Genomic DNA, 20,012 nt, shown 5'->3' with positions numbered 1-20,012 from the left:
CCATGACTCAGATTCTCGGTCACAACTACATCGGCGGTCAGCGTAGCGCGGCCGGTAACGTCAAACTGCACAGCGTTGACGCCAGCAGTGGCGAACAACTGCCCCACGATTTCATTCAGGCCACCGAGCAGGAAGTCGACGCCGCCGCCAAAGCCGCCGCTGCCGCGTACCCTGCTTATCGCAGCCTCAGCGCTGAACGCCGGGCGCAGTTTCTCGATGCCATTGCCGATGAACTCGACGCCCTCGGTGATGATTTCGTCGCCGTGGTTTGCCGCGAAACCGCTTTGCCGGCCGGGCGGATTCAAGGTGAGCGCGCACGCACCAGCGGGCAGATGCGCCTGTTCGCCAAAGTGCTGCGCCGTGGCGATTTCTATGGGGCGCGGATCGACCTGCCGCTGCCGGAGCGCCAGCCAATGCCGCGCCCGGATCTGCGTCAATATCGCATTGGCCTCGGCCCGGTGGCGGTGTTCGGTGCGAGCAATTTTCCGTTGGCGTTTTCCACGGCCGGCGGCGACACCGCTTCGGCTCTGGCCGCCGGTTGCCCCGTGGTGTTCAAGGCCCACAGCGGCCACATGGCCACCGCTGAGCGGGTGGCCGACGCGCTGATTCGCGCGGCGGAAAAAACCGCCATGCCGGCCGGCGTGTTCAACATGATCTACGGGGGTGGCGTTGGCGAATGGCTGGTCAAGCATCCGGCGATTCAGGCAGTGGGATTCACCGGTTCGCTCAAGGGCGGTCGTGCGCTGTGCGACATGGCCGCCGCACGCCCGCAGCCGATCCCTGTGTTCGCCGAGATGTCGAGCATCAACCCGGTGATCGTCTTGCCGCAGGCACTGGCGGCACGCTCGGAGAGCGTGGCGCGTGACCTCACCGCGTCGGTGGTGCAGGGCTGCGGTCAGTTCTGCACCAACCCGGGTCTGGTGATCGGTATTCGCTCGGCGCCATTCACTGCCTTTGTGCAGCAGGTCGCGGGGCTGATCGGCGATCAACCGGCGCAAACCATGCTCAACGCAGGCACCCTTGGCAGCTATGGCAAAGGCTTGCACAAGCTCTTGGCACATCCTGGCATCGAGCATCTGGCCGGTAATCCACAGCAGGGCACTCAAGCGCAGCCGCAATTGTTCAAGGCTGATGCCAGCCTGTTGATCAACGGCGACGAAGTGTTGCAGGAAGAAGTGTTCGGCCCGACCACGGTGATTGTTGAAGTGGCCGATCAAGCGCAGCTCGGCTTTGCGTTGAACGGTCTTCACGGGCAACTCACGGCGACGATCATTGGTGAACCTGCTGACTTCGAGCACTTCCCCGAACTGACGCCGCTACTGGAACAGAAGGTCGGGCGAATCCTGCTCAATGGGTATCCGACCGGTGTCGAGGTGTGTGATTCGATGGTGCACGGCGGGCCGTATCCGGCGACGTCCGATGCGCGTGGCACCTCGGTCGGCACGCTCGCGATTGATCGCTTCCTGCGCCCGGTGTGCTTCCAGAATTATCCGGACAGCTTGCTGCCCGAGCCGCTGAAAAACGCCAATCCGCTGCGTATCCAGCGCCTGGTTGACGGTAAGCCATCGCGCGACGCCCTCTAAACCCACCCCCAATCCCCTGTGAGAGCAGGCTTGCTCGCGAATGCGGTCTATCAGAAACATATGTGTAGACTGACACGCCGCGTTCGCGAGCAAGCCCGCTCCCACAAGGTTCTGCTGCGACAATCAGATATCATTGGCGCTTTCCCCCCTAGAAAGACTGTTTGCCATGACTGCCCAAACCCTTCTCAACGCCCTCGAACACTGCGATATGGTCGAAATCGACGGCTTGCATGCCTTCGAATTCGCCCTCGATGAAGACGATAACCTGCACATCGAGTGCATCGATGGCCGAGCGGCCAAGCATTGGGAATTCACGCCGGCGCAGGTTGAAGCGGCAACGTTTGACGAAGACCTGCAGAGCTGGCTGATCATTGGTTTTGCCAGCGACACCAAGACAACCGGCGAACATCGCCTGGTCTGCCTCGGCGACGTCATCAGCAGCAGCGACGACGAGGATGAAACTGATGAAAATGCGTAAGTTCTGGCCTCTGTTGATGGCTGGCAGTGTCGGTGCCATGGGCCTTTCCACGGCCTCTGCCGAAAGCTTCCAGTTGCTGGTCGGTTCCTACACGGCGGGCTCCAGCCAAGGCATCTATCGAATGAATTTCGACAGCGCCACAGGCCAGATCGATGCCAGGCCGCTGCAAGTGATCAACAGCGAAAACCCTTCGTGGCTGACCGTTTCCAAAGACCAGAAACGTCTGTTCGTGGTCAACGAAAACGGCCCAGGCCAGAAGGATTCAATCGGCCGCGTCAGCAGCTACGCGATTGATCCAAAGACCCAAGCGCTGAGCCTGATCAATCAGGTGCAAAGTCTGGGCAACGAGCCCACCCATTCGAGCCTCAGCGGTGACGCCAGCCACCTGTTTGTCAGCAACTATTCGGTGGTCGAAGATCCGGGCGGCACACTGGCGGTGTTGCCCGTCGACAGCGACGGCAAGCTCAAACCAGTGGTGCAGATGAGCGGCCACCCGGCGAGCCGGGTCAATCCCGAGCGTCAGGCGTCCAACCACGTGCATTCGACGGTGTCCTCGCCGGACGGTCGCTATGTGTTCTCCAATGACCTGGGCGCGGACAAAATCTTCATTTACCAATTCGACCCGAAAGGCAATCCGGAGCTGCCGCTGACTGCGGCGAAAACCGCTTCGGTATCGTTGCCGGCCGGCAGCGGCCCGCGTCACCTGTTGTTCAGTGCTGACGGCAAGCATGCCTGGCTGACCATGGAAATGAGCGCGCAGGTTGCGGTCTTCGACTACAACGACGGTGTGCTGACCCAGACGCAAATGATCGACCTGGCGGCCGGGCAGCCGATTTCCGACAAGGCCGCCGCCGCGCTGCACGCGTCCGCTGACGGCAGATTCCTCTATGTCAGCAACCGTGGCACCGCCAATCAGTTGCTGGTGTTCGCTATCGACCCGGCTAGCGGCCAGCTCAAAGAGTTGCAGCGACGCTCGGTGGAAGGCGATCACCCGCGCGAGTTCAGCCTCGACCCAACGGGCAAATTCCTGCTGATTGCCAACCAGAAGAGCAACGAGATTGTGGTCGTCGAGCGCGATGGCAAGACCGGTTTGCTTGGCAAAACCGTGCAGAAACTGCCAATGGACGCCCCGAGCGACCTGAAGTTTCTGACGCGACAATAAGCCACAGGCCCCGGTTTACGGGGCCTGTCTCTTTGTATCAATCGCGCTGATAACAGCTAATGCTACAAAGCATTTCAAGCAAGCAACCGTCGAGCGTTAAGTTTGCTTCACAGCCCAGCCGGGCAAGCAAGCCAACCGAATACGAGGGTTACCGCCATGAACTTCAATCTCTTCTCTGTCATCGCCGCTTCCGCCATCTCTGCCACTGTTGCATTGCCTGCCAGCGCCCACGCTGACGTCAGCAGCAAAAAATCCCACACCCAGAGCTACACCCAGAAGTACCTGCAACAAAGCGCCAATTTCTACGCCGCCCTGGATCACAAAGCCCAACACTGAAAGTCTGCACGCCCAAGGGCTGCCGAAGGCTGCGATTTCTTGATTTTGCTTTTGAAAAACAAGATCAAGAAATCGCAGCCTTCGGCAGCTTCTGTGCGTGTGTGTTTTGCAACACGATAGGTTTTATTCAACGTCGAGATAGACGGGCTAAATGATCAATGAAGCTGATGGTTACTATGGGAAACCCTGAGTGGTGACTGCAGCTTTTTTGATTGATTCTGTTGGCACTGAAACATGCCAACGGAGAACACCATGGCCAGCGCAATCATCACTTCTGCCAAACGCGGCGCCTACCTGGCCATCGGTCTTTACCTGGCCGTGGTGCTGGTTGTCAGCGTCACATCGCAAATGGAACACCGCTTCGACGCACCGATTCAAGTTGCCCATCCCGGCATTCAGTTCGAACTTCGCTCGCAAAACGTGACGGTCGATCAGGCCGAACTCGCAGGAGTGGGCGGAGCATGAAAGGCTACCGACTCTGGGTCATCGCCGGTCTGGCGTTCCTGATCAATGGTGCTTCATTACTGGGGATTGGTCAGGGCTCGGTTGGCGCGCTGGCCCGGGCCATAGAGGCCAATCACAACATCGCGCACAACATTGAGCGCGCCAATACGCTGGGGCTGATGGCAGGCAATCCGCCGATCAAAGTCTCGGCCGATTTTCTCGGCCCCTTTGAAGTGGATTGCTCGGCACTCGGGATGTGCCAGGCTCTGGCCTGAACCCGGGTGCTTTATTTCCTCATGATCGAGGTAAAGAGGTCAGATTCGAGAAAGCGCTGCAACCACACTTGCAGCCGCACGTAAGGCGTCTGCGCGAACCACTCGCGATCAACATGGGCGAATTGGCGAACGAATGGAAACAGCGCCACATCCGCCAGGCTTGGATGATCCGCCAGCAAGTAATCACGATCCTTGAGCAACTCATCAAGCGTGTGCAAGAACAGCATCCCTTCAGCCCGATACGCCTCCATCGGCTGTTCGGGATAACGCTCGGCGTACTTGTAGCGATTCAAGTGAACCTTGAATACCTGATCATTGGCTTCGATCAGCTCGGCAATTCTCGAATCACCCTCCAGCCGCCAATCCTGCGGATCATTGTGCGCCAGTGCCCAGCGCATGATCTCCAGGCTTTCATCGATCACCCGGCCATTCGCATCCAGCACCGGCACCGTGCCCTTGGGCGAGAGCACCAGCATCTCGGCCGGTTTGGCCTTGAGGCTGACTTCAACGATCTCCACCGGCACGCCCGAATAGTGCAGTGCCATCCGCGCCCGCATCGCATACGGGCAACGGCGGAAGGAATAGAGCGTGTTCATTTCACCTCCAGCGTGCTCAAACCGTTCCCTTGGCGCAGTACCTGAATCTGCACCGGGATTCGCTCATGCATTTCCTGTACGTGGGAAATGACTGCGACTTTACGGCCCTGCGCCTGCAAGCCGTCGAGGGCGTCCATCGCCAGTTGCAGGGATTGCGGATCGAGACTGCCGAAGCCTTCGTCGATAAACAGCGATTCGATCTTCAAGGTGCTCGATGCCATTGACGCCAGCCCCAACGCCAGCGCCAACGAAACGAGGAACGTCTCACCGCCGGACAACGAATGTACCGAGCGCAGTTCGTCGCCCATTTCCGTGTCCATCACCAACAGGCCTAGCATGCTGCCGCCGCGTTTGAGGCGATAGCGTTTGACCAGTTGCCGCAATTGCACGTTGGCGTGGTGCACCAACAGGTCGAGGTTGTACGCCTGAGCGATCTTGCGGAAAGTGTCGCCAGTGGCCGAGCCGATCAACGCACTCAGACGCGCCCAGCGCTGGTATTCGGCATAGGCGTCGGCGATCTGCTGCGCCAAGGCCTGATTGGCGTTCTGCCGGCGCTGGTCTTCCGCCTGTTCGGCACGCAATTCGGCGCATTGCTGCTCGCTGACGTTGAACTGGTTTTGCAGGTCGGCGAGGGCGCTGGCCAATTGTTCGGCATCGAGATGGGCGTTGTGCTGGGCCTGATGATCGAGCAAACGTTGATTGCGCTCCTGCAACAGCACGTTGGCCTGTTCGATGGCTTTTTCATTGATTTGCAAGCGTTGGCGCAGCTCAGAAAGTTGCGCATCGTCGACGCGCAGCAGGTCTTCGAGCCCGCCGTCATCCAGTTCGGGGTGACGGGCGCGCCAGTCGGCAATCTTGCTGGCCAGATCCTGATGTTCACTGTTCAGCGCCTGCAAGCGTTCTTGCTGCGCGTTGAGTTCGGCAGCGGTCTGCACCAGTTGTGTGCGAACGTCTTGTAGTTCCCGGGCCGTGCCGGTTTCGGCGTTGCGCGCCTGCTCCACGGCCTGTTCCAGTTGCTGTTGCCACTGTTCGGCGCTGGGGTGTTCGCCGAGCAATTGCGCGAGTTTTTGCTGGCAGGTTTGTTGCTGCTCGGCCAGCGCAGTGAACTGCTGTTCGGCGGTTTGCAATTGCTGGGCGCGCAGTTGCTGACGATCCTGTTCTTTTTCCAGCGTCTGCTGGCGTTGTTGTTGTTCGCCCAGCTCTTCCTTTTGCTGATCGATTTGCGCCAGGCGTTCGGCAATTCGTCGGTCGAGTTGCATGAACGTCGCCGCCGGCTCAAGGCGCAAGGCTTCAAGGGTGTCTGCCGGCAACAAATGGCTGAACGCCGACAACTCTTCGTCAAGGCGCTGACGGTCGCTGCCCAGTTCTCGCTGCTGGTTACTCAGCAACTGTGCGGCCTGCTGGTGCGCGGCTTCGGCCTGACGCAACTGCTGAGTCAGGCGCGCGGCGTCCTGTTGCAGGGCGAGCAGGGCGCTTTGGCGTTGTTCGTCCTGCGCGATGCTTTGGTTCAACTGCTCGTTTTGCCGGTTGAGCCAGGCGTCGCGTTTGTCGGCGTCTTGGTTCATCAACTGCGCCGCTTGCGGATGAGCGTCGAGGCTCGGCGCGAGGGCATGTTGCTGGTCGGCCAGTTGTTCCTGTTGCTGCAGCAGTTCCTTTTGCTGAGCAATGACTCCGCCGACTTCGGCGCGCAACTCCGTCAGTTTTTCCTTGAGCTGATCGACCACCTGCTGTGCGTTGGCCTGTTCGCTTTCATCGTGTTTGCCGAGGCTTTGCAGCAACGCTTCGGGCTGGTGATACGGATGCTCGTTGCTGCCGCACACCGGGCACGGCTGATCGTCCTGCAACTGCGCGCGCAGCTCTTCGACACTGGCGCTACGGGCCAGACGCTGGCGTTCGAGCAGTTCGCGGGTGACGTTGAGGGTTTGCTCGGCGACAGTCAGTTCAGCTTTGGTCTTGACCCCGTCCTGGGTCAGGCGCTCGCGTTCCTGTTGGGCCTTGAGCTGGCGCTGTTGCAGCTCGGCGCCGCGCTTGTCCAGATCCTGGCGGGTGGCCCACAGGCGCGACAGGTCTTCAATGGCACGCAGTTGTTTGCGGTTGTCCTGTAACAGATTACCGAGGATACCGATCTGCTCGGCGACGGCATCGGGTTCGGCGCCGGCCTCTTTGAACAGCACTTCCAGTTGCTGCTTCTGCGACGTCAGTTCTTCGGCGCTGCGGCTGGCGGTTTGTTCGAGGCTGGCCAGTTCAGACTGGCCCTTGTTCAAGCGGTTGCCGATCAGCATCAACTGTTGCAGGCGATCGCGGTAGGCATTCCACGCATCACTCAACGGCGCCAGCTCGGCGCTCTGTTCCAGCTCGGCGGCGATTTTCTGCAGGCGTTCAGCGACTTCGGCCTGTTTCGCCTGCAACGCTTGAATGGCGCTCTGGCCTTGTGTGCACGCCTGTTCGGCAGACTGTCGGGCCTCTGCGCTGAGGGCGGTGTCCTTGGCGAGGCGAGCAAGGGTGCTTTGCTCTTCGAAAGCCTGACGCAACAACGGCGCACTTTCGCTGTGTCGCTGCTGCGCTTCGCTCAGGGCGACTTTCGCCGTATCGAGCGATTGTTCCAGTTGCGTCTGGCGTTCGCCGAGTTCGCCTTGTTGCTGGGTGTGCGCGGCAATCTGGGCCGCCAGCGGCGTCAGTTGCGCGTCGAGTTCAGACTTGCGCGCGAACTGGTGACGTTGCGGCGCGAGTTGTTCCAGGCGCGTCAGCTTCAGGCGTTCGCTGGCCAGAGCTTCCCACTGTTGCTGTGCACTCTGCAATTGCTCGGCAGCCGCTTGTTGCTTGTCCTGAAATTGGCGCAATTCCTTGAGCCAACTGTGCTGCTGCTCCAGTTGCTTGAGCTGCGCTTGCTGCAACTTCAATTGCTGCTGGGCGGCGTTGAAACGCTCATCCAGTTCAGCCCGGGCTTCGGGCGGCAGCGGCGTGACGCCGGTGGCCTGATCCTGCAGCAGCTTGTGCGCTTCGCGGGCCTCTTTGGTCTTGTCGAACGCGCGGCGGCCGAGTCGGGTGTAGAGCGCGGTGTCGGTGAGTTTTTCCAGCAGTTCGCTGCGGTCGTTGTCGTCAGCCTTGAGGAACGCACTGAACTCGCTCTGCGCCAACAGCACGGCGCGGGTGAACTGTTCGAAGTTCAGGCCCAGCGCGGCTTCCAGTTGAGTCTTGTATTCGCCTTTCTGGCTGGCGAGCAGTTGATCCTGATCGATATCGCGCAGGCTCTGCCGACTGGCCTGCAACTTGCCGCCAGCCTTTTCCCGCGCGCGATTGGCTTCCCAGCGCGCGCGGTAACGACGGCCATCGACACCGACGAAATCCACCTCGGCGTAACCTTCGCCGGTGCCACGGCGCAGCAGAGTGCGCGGGTCACCGGTGGCAATTTCGCCGTCGGCGTCCGGGACTTTGGCGTCACGGCCGGTGTTGTTCAAGCGCGGCACGGCGCCGAACAGCGCCAGGCACAAGGCATCGAGCAGGGTACTTTTGCCGGCGCCGGTCGGCCCGGTGATTGCGAACAGACCGGCACTGGCCAGGGGTTCAGCGGTGAAGTCGATCTCGAAGGGGCCGGCCAGCGAGGCCAGGTTCTTCAAGCGAATGGCGAGAATCTTCATGGCTGCTCGCCCTCCATTTGCACGTCTTGCAGCAGTTCGGCGAAGTCCTTGAGCGTCTGCTCATCGACCTCGTTGCCGTAGTTGTCGAACCAGGCGCGGCTGAACAATTCCTGCGGGGTAAGTTGATCGAGTTCGATCAGCGCCGTGCCTTCTTCCGCGCCGTCAGCGCCACGGTTGCCGGCGTACTCGGCGGCGATCCGCACCAGGCGCACGGCTTTGCCTTGCAGGGCGCTTTCCACTTGGTGGCGCAGGTCTGGCTGCGGCTCGTCGAGAGTCACGCGGACTTCAAGCCACGGCTGACGCTGGGTTTCGGCGAGCAGATCGATGTTCGGCAGGTCCGCCAGTTGCAGCAGAATCTCTGCCAGCGGCGCCGGGCCGATGCGTTGCAGGTTGACCGCGCGCGGGATCAGTTTCGGCTCGACGCTGACCAGGGTTTCGCCGTCGAGGGTGATGTCGAGAATCTGGTGCTGATAGCCGATCTCCGAGAACGACAACGGAATCGGCGAGCCGCTGTAGCGGATGCGTTCCTCACCGTTGACCTTCTGCGGCTTGTGCAAATGGCCGAGGGCGACATAGCTGATACTCGGCCCGAACAGGCTGGCGGGCAGGGCTTCGGCATTACCGATGATCAGGCTGCGCTCGGAATCTTCCGACACCGAACCGCCGGCCATGTGCGCATGGCTGATTGCGACCAGCGCCTGACCCGGCTTGCGCTTGGCATTGGCGGCTTCGATCAGCCATTCGTGAACCTGGCCGATACCGCGTAGGTAGTTGTCACCCAGATGCGCGCCAGTCACCTCGGCCGGACGCAGGAACGGCAGCGCCAGGCACCACGCGGCGATTTCGCCTTGGGCATTGGGCAGTGGCAGCAGCAGACGTTCGGCATCGAGCTGGCCGTCATCCAGCCACAACACCCGACCCAGCGCATGGGTACGCAAACGCCGCATCAACGGTGCCGGCAGTTCGATCCGCGAGCCGGAATCGTGATTGCCGGCAATCATCACGATGGTCAGCAACGGCTGCTGCTCGTGGGCGCTGACGATGAAATCGTAGAGGCGTTCCTGGGCTTTGACCGGCGGATTGACCGTGTCAAAGATGTCCCCGGCAATCAACAGCACATCCGGCTGCGCCAGTTTCAGTTGGCGCAGCAGCCATTCGAGAAAGCACGCATGCTCGAAATCGCGCTCCTGGCCGTGCAGGTTTTGCCCAAGGTGCCAGTCGGAGGTGTGAAACAAACGCAAGGTGGACTCCGCTACAGATAAAGAGGTGATGGCCGCGGGTGAAAGATGGGCGGCTAAAGAGGGGGGAGTTTACAGATTATTGCGGTGGGAGGGCTTGTTGTGCAGCGGGTTGCCTGCTGGGTAAGCGTCCGCTTAGCCGGCGCCATTCATCGTAACAGCTTGTCGGCGCATCTATTAATTGACGCCAAAATAGTGGCTATCTAATATCGCGCTGCCAATATGATGGCGCTTGGCCAGCAATTCTTCTTTGCACACTATTTACTGTGATCGGCACAGAGGTGTGTGCCTGTTGGAGAGTACTGCGCCTGTTGTCGATCCCGTATTCCTGCCTGCTGTAATGAGACTTCAAACATGGACGTTCGCCAATACGCCTTTTTTGCTCGCCAGCCTTCTGCTGCCGTAAAAACTCGTGAATCGTTCCTGGGTATGCCCAAGCGCGGTCTGGCGTTTCTGTTGGCCAACGTGATGTTCTGGCAACCGATCTGGGCGCAGGCCGACGGCATCGTTGTGGCTAACCCGAACACCTCGCTGGATCGCGCTGGCAACGGTGTACCGATCATCAACATCGCCACGCCCAACGGCAGCGGGCTGTCGCACAACCAGTTTCACGACTACAACGTCGGCGCGCAGGGGCTGATCCTCAACAACGGATCCACGCAGACTTCCGCCACGCAATTGGGCGGGCACATCATCGGTAACCCGAACCTGAAGAACAGCGGTTCGGCGCAGGCGATTCTCAACGAAGTCATCAGTGGCAACCCGAGCCAGTTGCGCGGGTACACCGAAGTGGCGGGGCAGTCGGCGCGGGTGATTGTCGCCAACCCCTACGGCATCACTTGCAACGGCTGCGGTTTTATCAATTCGCCGCGTGTGACGCTGACCACCGGCAAACCGGTGCTCGACAACGGTCGGCTGGATCGTTTTCAGGTTGATCAGGGTTCGGTGGCCATCGAAGGTGCAGGCCTCAACGCGACCAACGTTGACCGTTTCGAAATCATTACCCGCAGCGCGAAGATCAACGCCGAGATTCAGGCGCAGAACCTGACCATCGTCGCCGGGCGCAACGACGTCAACGCGCAAACCTTGAATACCACGGCCCGTGCCGATGATGGCAGCGCCAAGCCGCAGTTGGCGATCGACTCCTCGGCGCTGGGCGGCATGTACGCCGGGGCGATCAAACTGGTCGGCACCGAGGCTGGGGTCGGGGTGAAACTCGACGGCAAACTGATCGCCAGCGGTGGTGATATTCAGCTCGATGCCAATGGTCATCTGAGTCTGGTTGATACCTCGGCGACCGGGGCAGTCAACGTCAAGGCTGCCAGCCTCGATGCACGCGGACCGGTCTACGCCGGCACCAGCGCGAACGTGCAGACCCAAGGTAACCTGACTAACCGCCAGACCCTCGCCGCACGCGACAGCATCAACCTCAGCGCCGGCGGGCAACTGAGCAACGCCGGTGCCATCGTAGCGGGCGTCAATGCCGATGGCAGCCGCAACGCCAGCGGTGATCTGAGCCTGAGCGCGCAGAACCTCGACAACACCGGCAAAAGCCTGATCGCCAGCCGCAACCTGATGGTCAACACCTCGCAAACCCTGAGCAACCAGGGTGGCACCCTTAGCGGGCAAACCACCGCGATCACTGCCGCAACGCTGGATAACCGCAATGCAGGCAAGGTCCTGAGCAATACCACGCTGAGCCTGAATGCCACTCAGGTGCTGAACAACAACGGTGTGATCAACAGCAACGCAAAGATTACGGCGAACGTCGGCCGACTCATCAACAGCAACGGTGAGCTGAGCAGTCAGAGCGACATTGTTCTGACCGTCACGTCGCTGGATAACGTCGCTGGCCTGATGACCGCCGGCCGTTTGCTCGACATCACAGCCCTCGGCGCGATCAACAACAGCACCGGCAGGATCGGCGCAAAGCAGAATCTGACCGTGCGAGCGCAACAACTCGACAACAACCAGCAAGGCCAGTTGACCAGTGAAGGCACGTTGACCACCCGCGTCAGTGATCGCTTGAATAACCAGAACAAGGGCCTGATCCAGGCCAACGGCACGATGGACGTGCAGGCCACGCGTCTGGATAACCGCACCGGGAAAATTTCCAGCCTCAATACCCTGGCCGTCAGCAGCAACAACACCGACAACCGCGGCGGTACGATTCGTGCCGATCAGGCGGCGAAGTTGTTGATCAACGAACTGGACAACCGCAATGGTGGCCTGCTGACGTCGACGGGACTGATGAGCCTCAAAGCCAAGGAAGTGACCAACGATAGCGGACGGATTTCCGCCAAGGGTGATATCGACGCCAACATCGAGACCCTCAATCAACAACACGGCGAACTGGTCGCCGAAGGCAATCTGAAACTCACCGGTAAAACGCTTAATAGTCGTCAGGACAGCCTCGTTGGCTCGCTCAAAACCCTGACGGTCAACGTCGATCAGATCGATAACCGCGCCAGCACACTGTCCAGCCAGTTGGACCTGACCATCAACGGCGCACGCCTGGACAACAGAGACGGCGGCAAGGTGCTGTCTGACACGACCCTGGGCCTGAAAGTCGCGCGGATCATCAACGCCACCAACGGCCTGATCTTCAGCAAGGGCGCGAGCACCCTCAGCGGTATCGGCCTGAGCAACGTCGGCGGGCGCATCGTCAGCCAGAACACGCTGGGCCTGACCTTCGACGAGGCCATGGGCAACCAGCAAGGCCTGATCAGCAGTGAAGGGCAGATGACCCTCAATGGCGGCAGCCTCGACAATCGTCTGGGCAAGTTGTCGAGCATCGAGGCAATGGCGCTCACCACCAAAGGCGCTGTATTGAGTCAGGGTGGCCTGATCGCCTCGCAAAAAGGTCTAACGTTCACCAGCGCCAGCCTCGACAACAGTGACAACGGCGTAATCAGCGCCAAGGCAGATTCGACGCTGACCACCGGCGAGTTCATCAACCGTCAGGGCGGCAGTCTGGCCACCGACGGCACGCTGTTGCTCACCGCCGCTCACCTGGACAACTCGGGCGGGACCATCGGCAGTCAAGAGAAACTGGACGTCTCGGTCACCTCGCTGGAGCAGGACGGCGGCGAGTTGTTCAGCAACGCCGACCTGACCCTGGACATGCACAACGGTCTGCTCAACAACCAGCGCGGCAACATTCATGCGCCGGGTCAGTTGCTGTTCAAGAACCTCAATGAGGTGAACAACAATGCAGGCGAAATGTCCGGCGCCAAGGCCTGGAGCCTCAATGCTCAAAGCCTGAACAACGACGGCGGCAAACTGCTGAGCAACGAAAAGCTCACGCTGATTGTTGACCGTGCCCTGAGCAACATTAAAGGCGTGATCGCCTCAGCGGGCATCGAAGCGCGCAGCGCCAGCCTGGACAATACCCATGGCGAAATCCGTGGTCGCGGCGACGTTGACTTCAGCGTCACCGGTCTGTTCGATAATCAGGACGGCGTGGTCATTGCCGACAACGGCCTGACGCTCAAAGCGGCGTCTCTGGATAATCGTCAGGAAGGTCTGGTGGGCGCGACAAAAGCGCTGAACCTCACCGTCGACCGCGTCGACAACCGCAGCGGCGAACTGTCGAGCAAGGCTGATGTGAGCCTCATCGGCGCCTGGCTCGACAACAGCGACAGCGGCTACATGCTCGCCGGCGGCAATCTGGCGCTGACTGTTAATGAAGTCATCAACCGCAACAAGGGGCTGCTGTCCGGTGACAGCGGCCTGACCCTGACGGGCAAGACCCTGGAAAACAGCGGACGTCTGACCGGCCAGAAAGATCTCGCAATCAACCTCTCTGCGGACCTGAACAACGTGCAGGGCAGTGTCGTCAGCGAAGGGGCTCTGGCGATCAACGCCGATAGCCTCAACAACAATGGCGGCACCGTCTCCAGCGCCAAAGCGCTCACCGTCGATACTCGCGGCGCCATTCGCAACCGCGGCGGCAAACTGCTCACTGACTCCGATCTGACGATCAACAGCAGTGCGCTGGATAACCAGCAACAAGGCACGATCAGCAGTAAAACAAAACTGACCCTCACCACCGGTGACCTCAACAACAGTCAGGCAACGATCTACGCCGGCGACCAACTGCAAGTGACAGCCGGGCAGGTGACCAATACCAACGGCAGCATCGGTGCGGGCAACGCACTGATTGCCAATGTTCGTGGCCTCGATCAACAGGGCGGCAAGCTGTTCAGCAGTAATGCTGATGTCAGCGTCGATCTGAACGGCGGCGTTTTGAACAACCAAGGCGGCGTCATCAGTGCGCCGGGTCAGTTGCTGTTGAAGAATCTGGCTGACGTGAACAACCGTGGCGGCGAGATTTCCAGCGAGCAGGCTTTCGAGCTGCTCGCCAAGTCGCTGGATAACAGCGGCGGACAACTGCTGAGCAATCAGAAACTCACCCTGCAGATCGACAACGCGCTGACGTCGATCAAAGGCAAGATCGCGGCGGCGGCGCTGCAGGTTCGCGCGGCGAGTCTGGATAACAGCGGCGAAGGTGTTTTGCTCAGTGACAGCGATATCGACGTCAAGGTCGATGGCCTGCTGAACAACCAGAACAAGGGCAGCATCAAGGCCGCGCAACAACTGACCCTCAACAGCACCGGCCTGAATAATCAGGGCGGCACGCTGGTGGGTGTTGCGGGCGTCGCGATCGATCTGGGCGCCACCGCACAGGATCTGAATAACCAGGGCGGCCTGATCAGCAGCAAGGGTTTACTGAGCATTGCCCACCTGCGTGACCTGAATAACCAGAACGGCGAGATTTCCAGCGTCAACAGCTTCAGTCTGAAAGGCAGCAGCCTGGACAACCGTGGCGGCAACCTGATCAGCAACGATCAACTGACCATTACTGCGGCGGATCTGAAAAACCAGAGCGGTCTGCTCTCCGGCTGGAATGGCGTGAGCATCACTGGCGGCAATCTCGACAACAGTCAGCAAGGCAGTGTTTCCAGCCTGCTCGGCAACACCAGCATCGACCTCAGTGGTGCGCTGACCAACCACAGCAACGGTGGCGTGGGCGCGAAGGGTGAAGTGAGCATCAAGGCCGCGAGCCTCGATAACAGCAACGGCACCGTCAGCAGTGGCGGCAAGCAGACGCTGACCCTGACCGGCGGCGCGCTCAGCAATGCTTCCGGCGGCTTGATCGAGAGCGGTGACACGCTGGACGTCCGCGCTGCAACGCTAGACAACAGCGGCGGCAGAATCACCGCGAAAAAAGCCCTGACCTTCACCGGCACACAACTGAACAACAGCCATGGCAGCCTCGTTAGCGATGACAGCGTCAGCCTCGATCTGCTTGGTGCCCTGACCAACGTCAATGGTGCGCTTGGTAGCAACGGCCCACTGCTGATTAAACGCTCCGCCAGCGTCGACAACCGCGGCGGACAATTGATCAGCCGAACCCTGCTGAGCCTGCTCACCAGCGGTGATCTGAACAACAGCCAAAGCGGCACCGTGTCGGCCAAAGACCAACTGGATCTCACCGCTGGCGGCACGCTGTACAACAATACCGATGGCCTGATCTCCAGCCGCGATGCCGGGGTGAACCTCACCGCTGCCGCGCTGAATAACGGCAAAGGTGCCGTGCAAAGCATGACTGCACTGACCGTGAATGCGGGCAGCGGCGCCATCGACAACCAGGGCGGCAAGATCATCGCCCAGAACGGCGATCTGACCCTCACCGCCGCCAGCCTCGAAAGCCGTGGCGGTGTGCTGTCGAGCCTCAAGGGTTTGCTGCAGACCCGCCTGACCGGCGTGTTGCGCAACGGCCAGGGCGGCAAGATCGAAGGCAGCCGCCTCGACCTGCGCGCACTCGGTGGTATCTACAGCGACGGCGGGCGTATCGCCGCCAACAGCGGCAACATTCTGCTGAATGCCGGCGGCAATGCACTTGATAACAGCGGCGGCGGGATCTATGCCAAAGGCTTGGTGAAAGTCGACGCCGGTTCGATGAACAACAATGCCGGACAGGTCAGCGGCAGCGCCATCGAGTTGGGCGTTAACGGCAACCTTACAAACCGTAGCGGCCTGATCGAAAGCGCAAGCACTCTGGGGATTCGTGCCGCTAATCTCGATAACCAGAGCGGCAAACTGCGTGCCTTGGGCACCAGCGGCAAAACCAGTTTCCAGATCGGCAGCCAGTTCGATAACCGCAACGGTCTGGTGGAAACCGCCAACACCGATTTCACCCTCGCCGCACCAAGCTTCCTCAATGCCGGCGGTACGGTGACGCATGTCGGCCTAGGTGAGTTCGGCATCTCGACGGTCAACGTCATGAACGCCGGCGGCTCACTGGTGACCCGTGGCGGCTTGACGCTTAACGCCGACAGTTGGACCAACAGCAGCGTGATTCAGGCCGGGCGCCTGACGGTCAACGTCGGTAATTTCGTCCAGACCGCGAGCGGGCAATTGCTCGCTTCGAATCAGTTGCTGGCGCGCGGCGGTAACTGGACAAACGATGGTTTGATCGCCAGTGATGGCAGCATGGACTTCCAGATCGGTGGCGCATACGGCGGCAATGGCCGAGTGAGCAGCCTGGGTGACATGCAACTGGATGCTTCCACCCTCAACATTGGCAGCGCCGGGAGTATCGCGGCTGGCGGCAACACGGCCGTTGGCGCGCGGGGTGGTTTGGCGGTCGTGAGCAATTATGGCCGGCTTACTGCGGCCAATAACCTCGCTATGAATGCAGGTACTGTTAATAACTACGGCACGCTTGCCGGTGGAGCGTCGTTGACACTGACTGCTGCTTCGCTGCTGAACGATCAGGGTGGGTTTTTGTTCAGTGGGGCGGATATGAAGTTGCGAGTAGGTGGTTTTACTAATCGCAAGTCTGATGTTTATAGCTTGGGTAATATTGATGTTGCGCTCAATGAACTAGGTGAGCGATCGGGGTTGGTTGAAAATGATTCCGGAAGCATGGGGAGTGGGCGGGATTTCTCCATAAATGCGGATTCGATTATTAATAAGCGTGGGGGGTTTAAGACCGATGCTGAGTTGTACTCTTCGGCGATAGGGTTTGGGTGCTATAGCTGTGATTCGCTTCCTACTTATGTCAACGACCGGCAGCCCGCCTCGTATTACGTATATGAAAAGAAGTATCGAGTGTCGGTCTCGGGAGATAGCGCTTCAAATGCTGCTTCGTTGAGCTCATCTGGGAACTTGACTGTTAAAGGCGGCTCGTTTCTAAACTCAAATTCAACAGTTGCTGCAGCGGGTAATATAGATATTTCTGTGGGCGGTTTTGAAAATTCGGGCTCTGCTTTAGGTGATTATGTTAGTAGGGAGTATTTTTCATACGATAGACCTACTTATAGCAATATGGCTGAGCTTGTAAAATACAATATATACAATGATGTCGCTTATAATGGAGGTATGCATTTTTGGAATGCTTCAGGCGTCGAGTCGACTACCTATACACAAGTAGGTCGGGATGGTGCTAAGCCCTTTGAAACCGAATATTATCAACGGTTCGGTCCTGTAGTAATAAAACTTGGCATGCTGACGGAAAGGGTCCGTACAGAAATAAAGTTTACAGACTCTCAATATTCGACCGGCACTCGGATGGAGTTGCCTGGTTTCATAAAAGGCTCTACCCCGTTCGATCAAATAGTTGTCTCATCTACCTCGTCTGACAACTTGGTGCCCGCGATCATCCAGGCCGGCGGCAACATATCCATTTCGGCAACAAATAAAATCACCAACGGCGTGGAGCGCCCATTCTCCACAGGCCTATCAACAACGCCGCGAAGTGCCTCGACTAGCGCTAGCGGAGTGGGAAAACCTGTAATTATCAGCCTTAACAGCCAGTTACCACCCGACCTGGCCCAACAACAGGTCAACCCGCTGACATTACCCGGCTTCAGTCTGCCGGTGGGTGACAACGGCATGTTCCGACTCAGCGGAAAAGGTGGTAGCGAACAAGTCACTGCGCCAGCCCCGACATGGACCGTCGGCTCCATTTCCGGCACCACCGCCCAACGTTCGGACGGCATGCCGGTCCGTCAGGCGGCCGACTTCCAGTTCGACGCCAATGACCCGGTCTCGGTGAAAAAGCGCGATCTGGCGCTTGCCAGTGGCGCATCGGTGAACCTCAACGACAAAACCGCCCAATTCAACGTCGGCACCACTGCCACTGACGGGCCAGTCGGCGTGCAACTGCCCAATCGTGGCAACGTTTCTTTCAATGTGCCTCGAGTACAGGGCCTGCCCGATACCAGCGTGCGCTCCAATCCGCACAAATACCTGATCGAAACCAACCCGGTACTCACCGACCTGAAGAAGTTCGAGAGCTCGGATTATCTGTTGCAAAAGCTCGGCTATGACCCGGACATCAGCGCCAAGCGCTTGGGTGACGGTTTCTTCGAACAGCGGATGATCCAGCAAGCGGTCGTCGAGCGTACGGGACAGCGGTTCATCGACGGCCAGACCTCCGACGAAGCGATGTTCAAGTACCTGATGAACAACGCCATCGCCAGCAAGGATCAGCTCAACCTGTCGATGGGCGTCACGCTGACTGCACAACAAGTGGCGGCACTGACCCATGACATCGTCTGGCTCGAAGAGCACGAAGTGAACGGCGAAAAAGTGCTGGTGCCGGTGCTGTATCTGGCGCAGGCGAATAACCGGTTGGCGCCAAACGGGGCGTTGATTCAGGGCGGCGACGTCACTCTGATCGCCGGCGGCAACCTCGATAACGCCGGTACGCTGCGAGCCTCGAACAACCTGTCGGCCGAAGCCGGTAACAACCTCACCAACACCGGACTGATCGAAGCTGGCGAACGCCTGACGCTCAAGGCCGGCAACGACATCATCAACAAATCTGGCGGCATCATTTCCGGTAAGGACGTCAGCCTGACGGCCACCAACGGCAGCGTGATCAACCAGCGTGATGTGACCAGTGTCGATTACGGCCGGTTCGGTAATACAAGCCACCGCGACTATCTCGATAACGCTGCGCGGATCGAGGCGGCCAATGATCTGACAATCGAGTCCGGCCAAGACATCAACAACATCGGCGGCGTGCTGCAAAGCGGCCGGGACATGACGCTCGATGCTGATCGCGATGTGAACATCACCTCGGTGCAGAATCGCAGCACCGATGCGCGGGGCGGCAGTTACCTCAATCAGACGATTACCCAGCACGGCGCTGAAGTGACGTCCGGGCGGGATCTGACGATCAGTGCTGATCGTGACGTGGCGATTGTTGCCAGTCGACTGGATGCCAAGCGCGATCTCAGCGTCGATTCAGGCCATGACATTGTCATTACTTCGGCCGCCGACGAGAGTGACTACGTCTCGCGCAGCAAGAAGCGCGCGAACGAAACCCACAGCATCACGCAGCAGTCGTCGGTATTGAACGCCGGACGCGATATCGCGCTGAATGCGGGTAACGATCTGGGCATCATCGCCAGTCGGATCAAGGCTACGGAAGATGTCAGCCTCGATGCGGCTCAGGACATCACCGTTGCCTCGGCCAAAGACGAAAGTTCTTCTTATTACTACAAGAAGAAAAAGGGCTCGTTCGGGCGCAGCAAAACCACCACGACAGAAAGTTATGAGAGCGAGAACGTAGCTTCCGTGATCGAGGCTGGACGTGACTTGACCGTCAACTCGTCCAAGGACGAAGACGGCGCCGTGAGTCTGGATGGCGGGCGCAATGTCACCATCATCGGTAGTCAATTGAACGCCGGCAAAGACCTCGTCGTCGGTGCGACCAACGATGTGGCTGTTCTTTCCGCTACAGAAGAATCCGGCTCTTACACCAAGAAAACCAAGACAGGTACTTTCGGCCTGTCGAAAAGTGGCAGCAGCCACTTACAGACTGCTGTTACTCAAGTCGGTAGCCAGTTGAACGCCGGGCATGATGCCGTGGTCCTGGCAGGACGCGATGTTCGTCTGAACGCCAGTGAAGTCAACGCTGACAATGATGCTGAACTGCATGCGGGTCTCGTGGACAAGGAGGGTGATATCACCCTGTCGTCTGCGGATGACCAAGCGTACAGCCGAGCCGAGGAATACAAGAAAAAACTGGGTATGTCGCTTAAGGACACCATTGGCGTCTTTGCCGGTACTCCGGGGCTGGGAGCCGATATTACCGTCGGTGCCTCGCACAATGGCGGACGTGAAGTCGTCAGTTCCAACAGCATTGGCAGCCAGGTCAATGCCGGGCACGATGCGATTCTCAATGCATCTCGGGACATCAACGTCATTGGCAGTGGAATCAGTGCCGATAACAGCGTTTCGCT

At 59.4% G+C, this 20,012-nt stretch carries 10 protein-coding genes; 7 read left to right on the top strand and 3 right to left on the bottom strand.

All coding sequences use genetic code 11. The features are described from left to right. Nucleotides 1-2: 2 nt before the first annotated feature. The 6 genes from ACIOWA_RS05450 (at nt 3) to ACIOWA_RS05425 (ending at nt 4,278) form a co-directional block, all read left to right on the top strand. Nucleotides 3-1,583, top strand: coding sequence for an aldehyde dehydrogenase (NADP(+)) (locus tag ACIOWA_RS05450; RefSeq protein WP_401158636.1), 1,581 nt, complete (start codon nt 3-5; stop codon nt 1,581-1,583). 166 nt (nt 1,584-1,749) lie between these two features. Continuing rightward, entirely contained in the window at nt 1,750-2,061 is a 312-nt protein-coding gene (locus ACIOWA_RS05445) for a DUF5629 family protein (RefSeq protein WP_339433188.1), read from the top strand. Next, nucleotides 2,048-3,223: a lactonase family protein gene (locus tag ACIOWA_RS05440; protein ID WP_401158634.1), complete on the top strand. Its 1,176-nt coding sequence runs from the start codon at nt 2,048-2,050 to the stop codon at nt 3,221-3,223. Before ACIOWA_RS05445 ends, ACIOWA_RS05440 begins: the two co-directional genes overlap by 14 nt. Nucleotides 3,224-3,379: 156 nt before the next feature. Beyond that, nucleotides 3,380-3,559, top strand: a complete 180-nt coding sequence (locus tag ACIOWA_RS05435; protein WP_339433186.1) for a hypothetical protein — start codon at nt 3,380-3,382, stop codon at nt 3,557-3,559. Nucleotides 3,560-3,811: 252 nt separating this feature from the next. Next, nucleotides 3,812-4,024 carry a hypothetical protein gene (locus ACIOWA_RS05430; protein ID WP_401158632.1) on the top strand — a complete coding sequence of 71 codons (213 nt, stop codon included), beginning with the start codon at nt 3,812-3,814 and terminating at the stop codon, nt 4,022-4,024. Further along, the gene (locus tag ACIOWA_RS05425; protein ID WP_339433184.1) at nt 4,021-4,278 is read left to right on the top strand and encodes a hypothetical protein; all 258 of its coding nucleotides are present in this window, start codon (nt 4,021-4,023) and stop codon (nt 4,276-4,278) included. Before ACIOWA_RS05430 ends, ACIOWA_RS05425 begins: the two co-directional genes overlap by 4 nt. Before the next feature lie 11 nt (nt 4,279-4,289). Here the strand turns inward: ACIOWA_RS05425 and ACIOWA_RS05420 are convergent, their stop codons facing one another. From ACIOWA_RS05420 to ACIOWA_RS05410, 3 genes are read right to left on the bottom strand one after another with little or no spacing between them, the layout of a single operon-like run. After that, nucleotides 4,290-4,874: a glutathione S-transferase gene (locus ACIOWA_RS05420; RefSeq protein WP_401158630.1), complete on the bottom strand. Its 585-nt coding sequence runs from the start codon at nt 4,872-4,874 to the stop codon at nt 4,290-4,292. Beyond that, nucleotides 4,871-8,512, bottom strand: a complete 3,642-nt coding sequence (locus tag ACIOWA_RS05415) for an AAA family ATPase (protein ID WP_401158628.1) — start codon at nt 8,510-8,512, stop codon at nt 4,871-4,873. The genes ACIOWA_RS05420 and ACIOWA_RS05415 overlap by 4 nt, the downstream gene beginning before the upstream one ends. Then, nucleotides 8,509-9,753, bottom strand: coding sequence for an exonuclease SbcCD subunit D C-terminal domain-containing protein (locus ACIOWA_RS05410; protein WP_401158626.1), 1,245 nt, complete (start codon nt 9,751-9,753; stop codon nt 8,509-8,511). The genes ACIOWA_RS05415 and ACIOWA_RS05410 overlap by 4 nt, the downstream gene beginning before the upstream one ends. A gap of 351 nt (nt 9,754-10,104) precedes the next feature. Between ACIOWA_RS05410 and ACIOWA_RS05405 the strand changes: the two genes are divergently transcribed. After that, nucleotides 10,105-20,012, top strand: a 9,908-nt coding sequence (locus ACIOWA_RS05405; protein ID WP_401158624.1) for a hemagglutinin repeat-containing protein, incomplete at its 3' end; no start/stop codon positions are given.

Origin of the sequence: Pseudomonas sp. NPDC087614 (genome assembly GCF_044743485.1) — a bacterium.
Lineage (GTDB): Bacteria > Pseudomonadota > Gammaproteobacteria > Pseudomonadales > Pseudomonadaceae > Aquipseudomonas > Aquipseudomonas baetica_A.
This window is presented reverse-complemented; position numbering and strand designations above follow the sequence as displayed.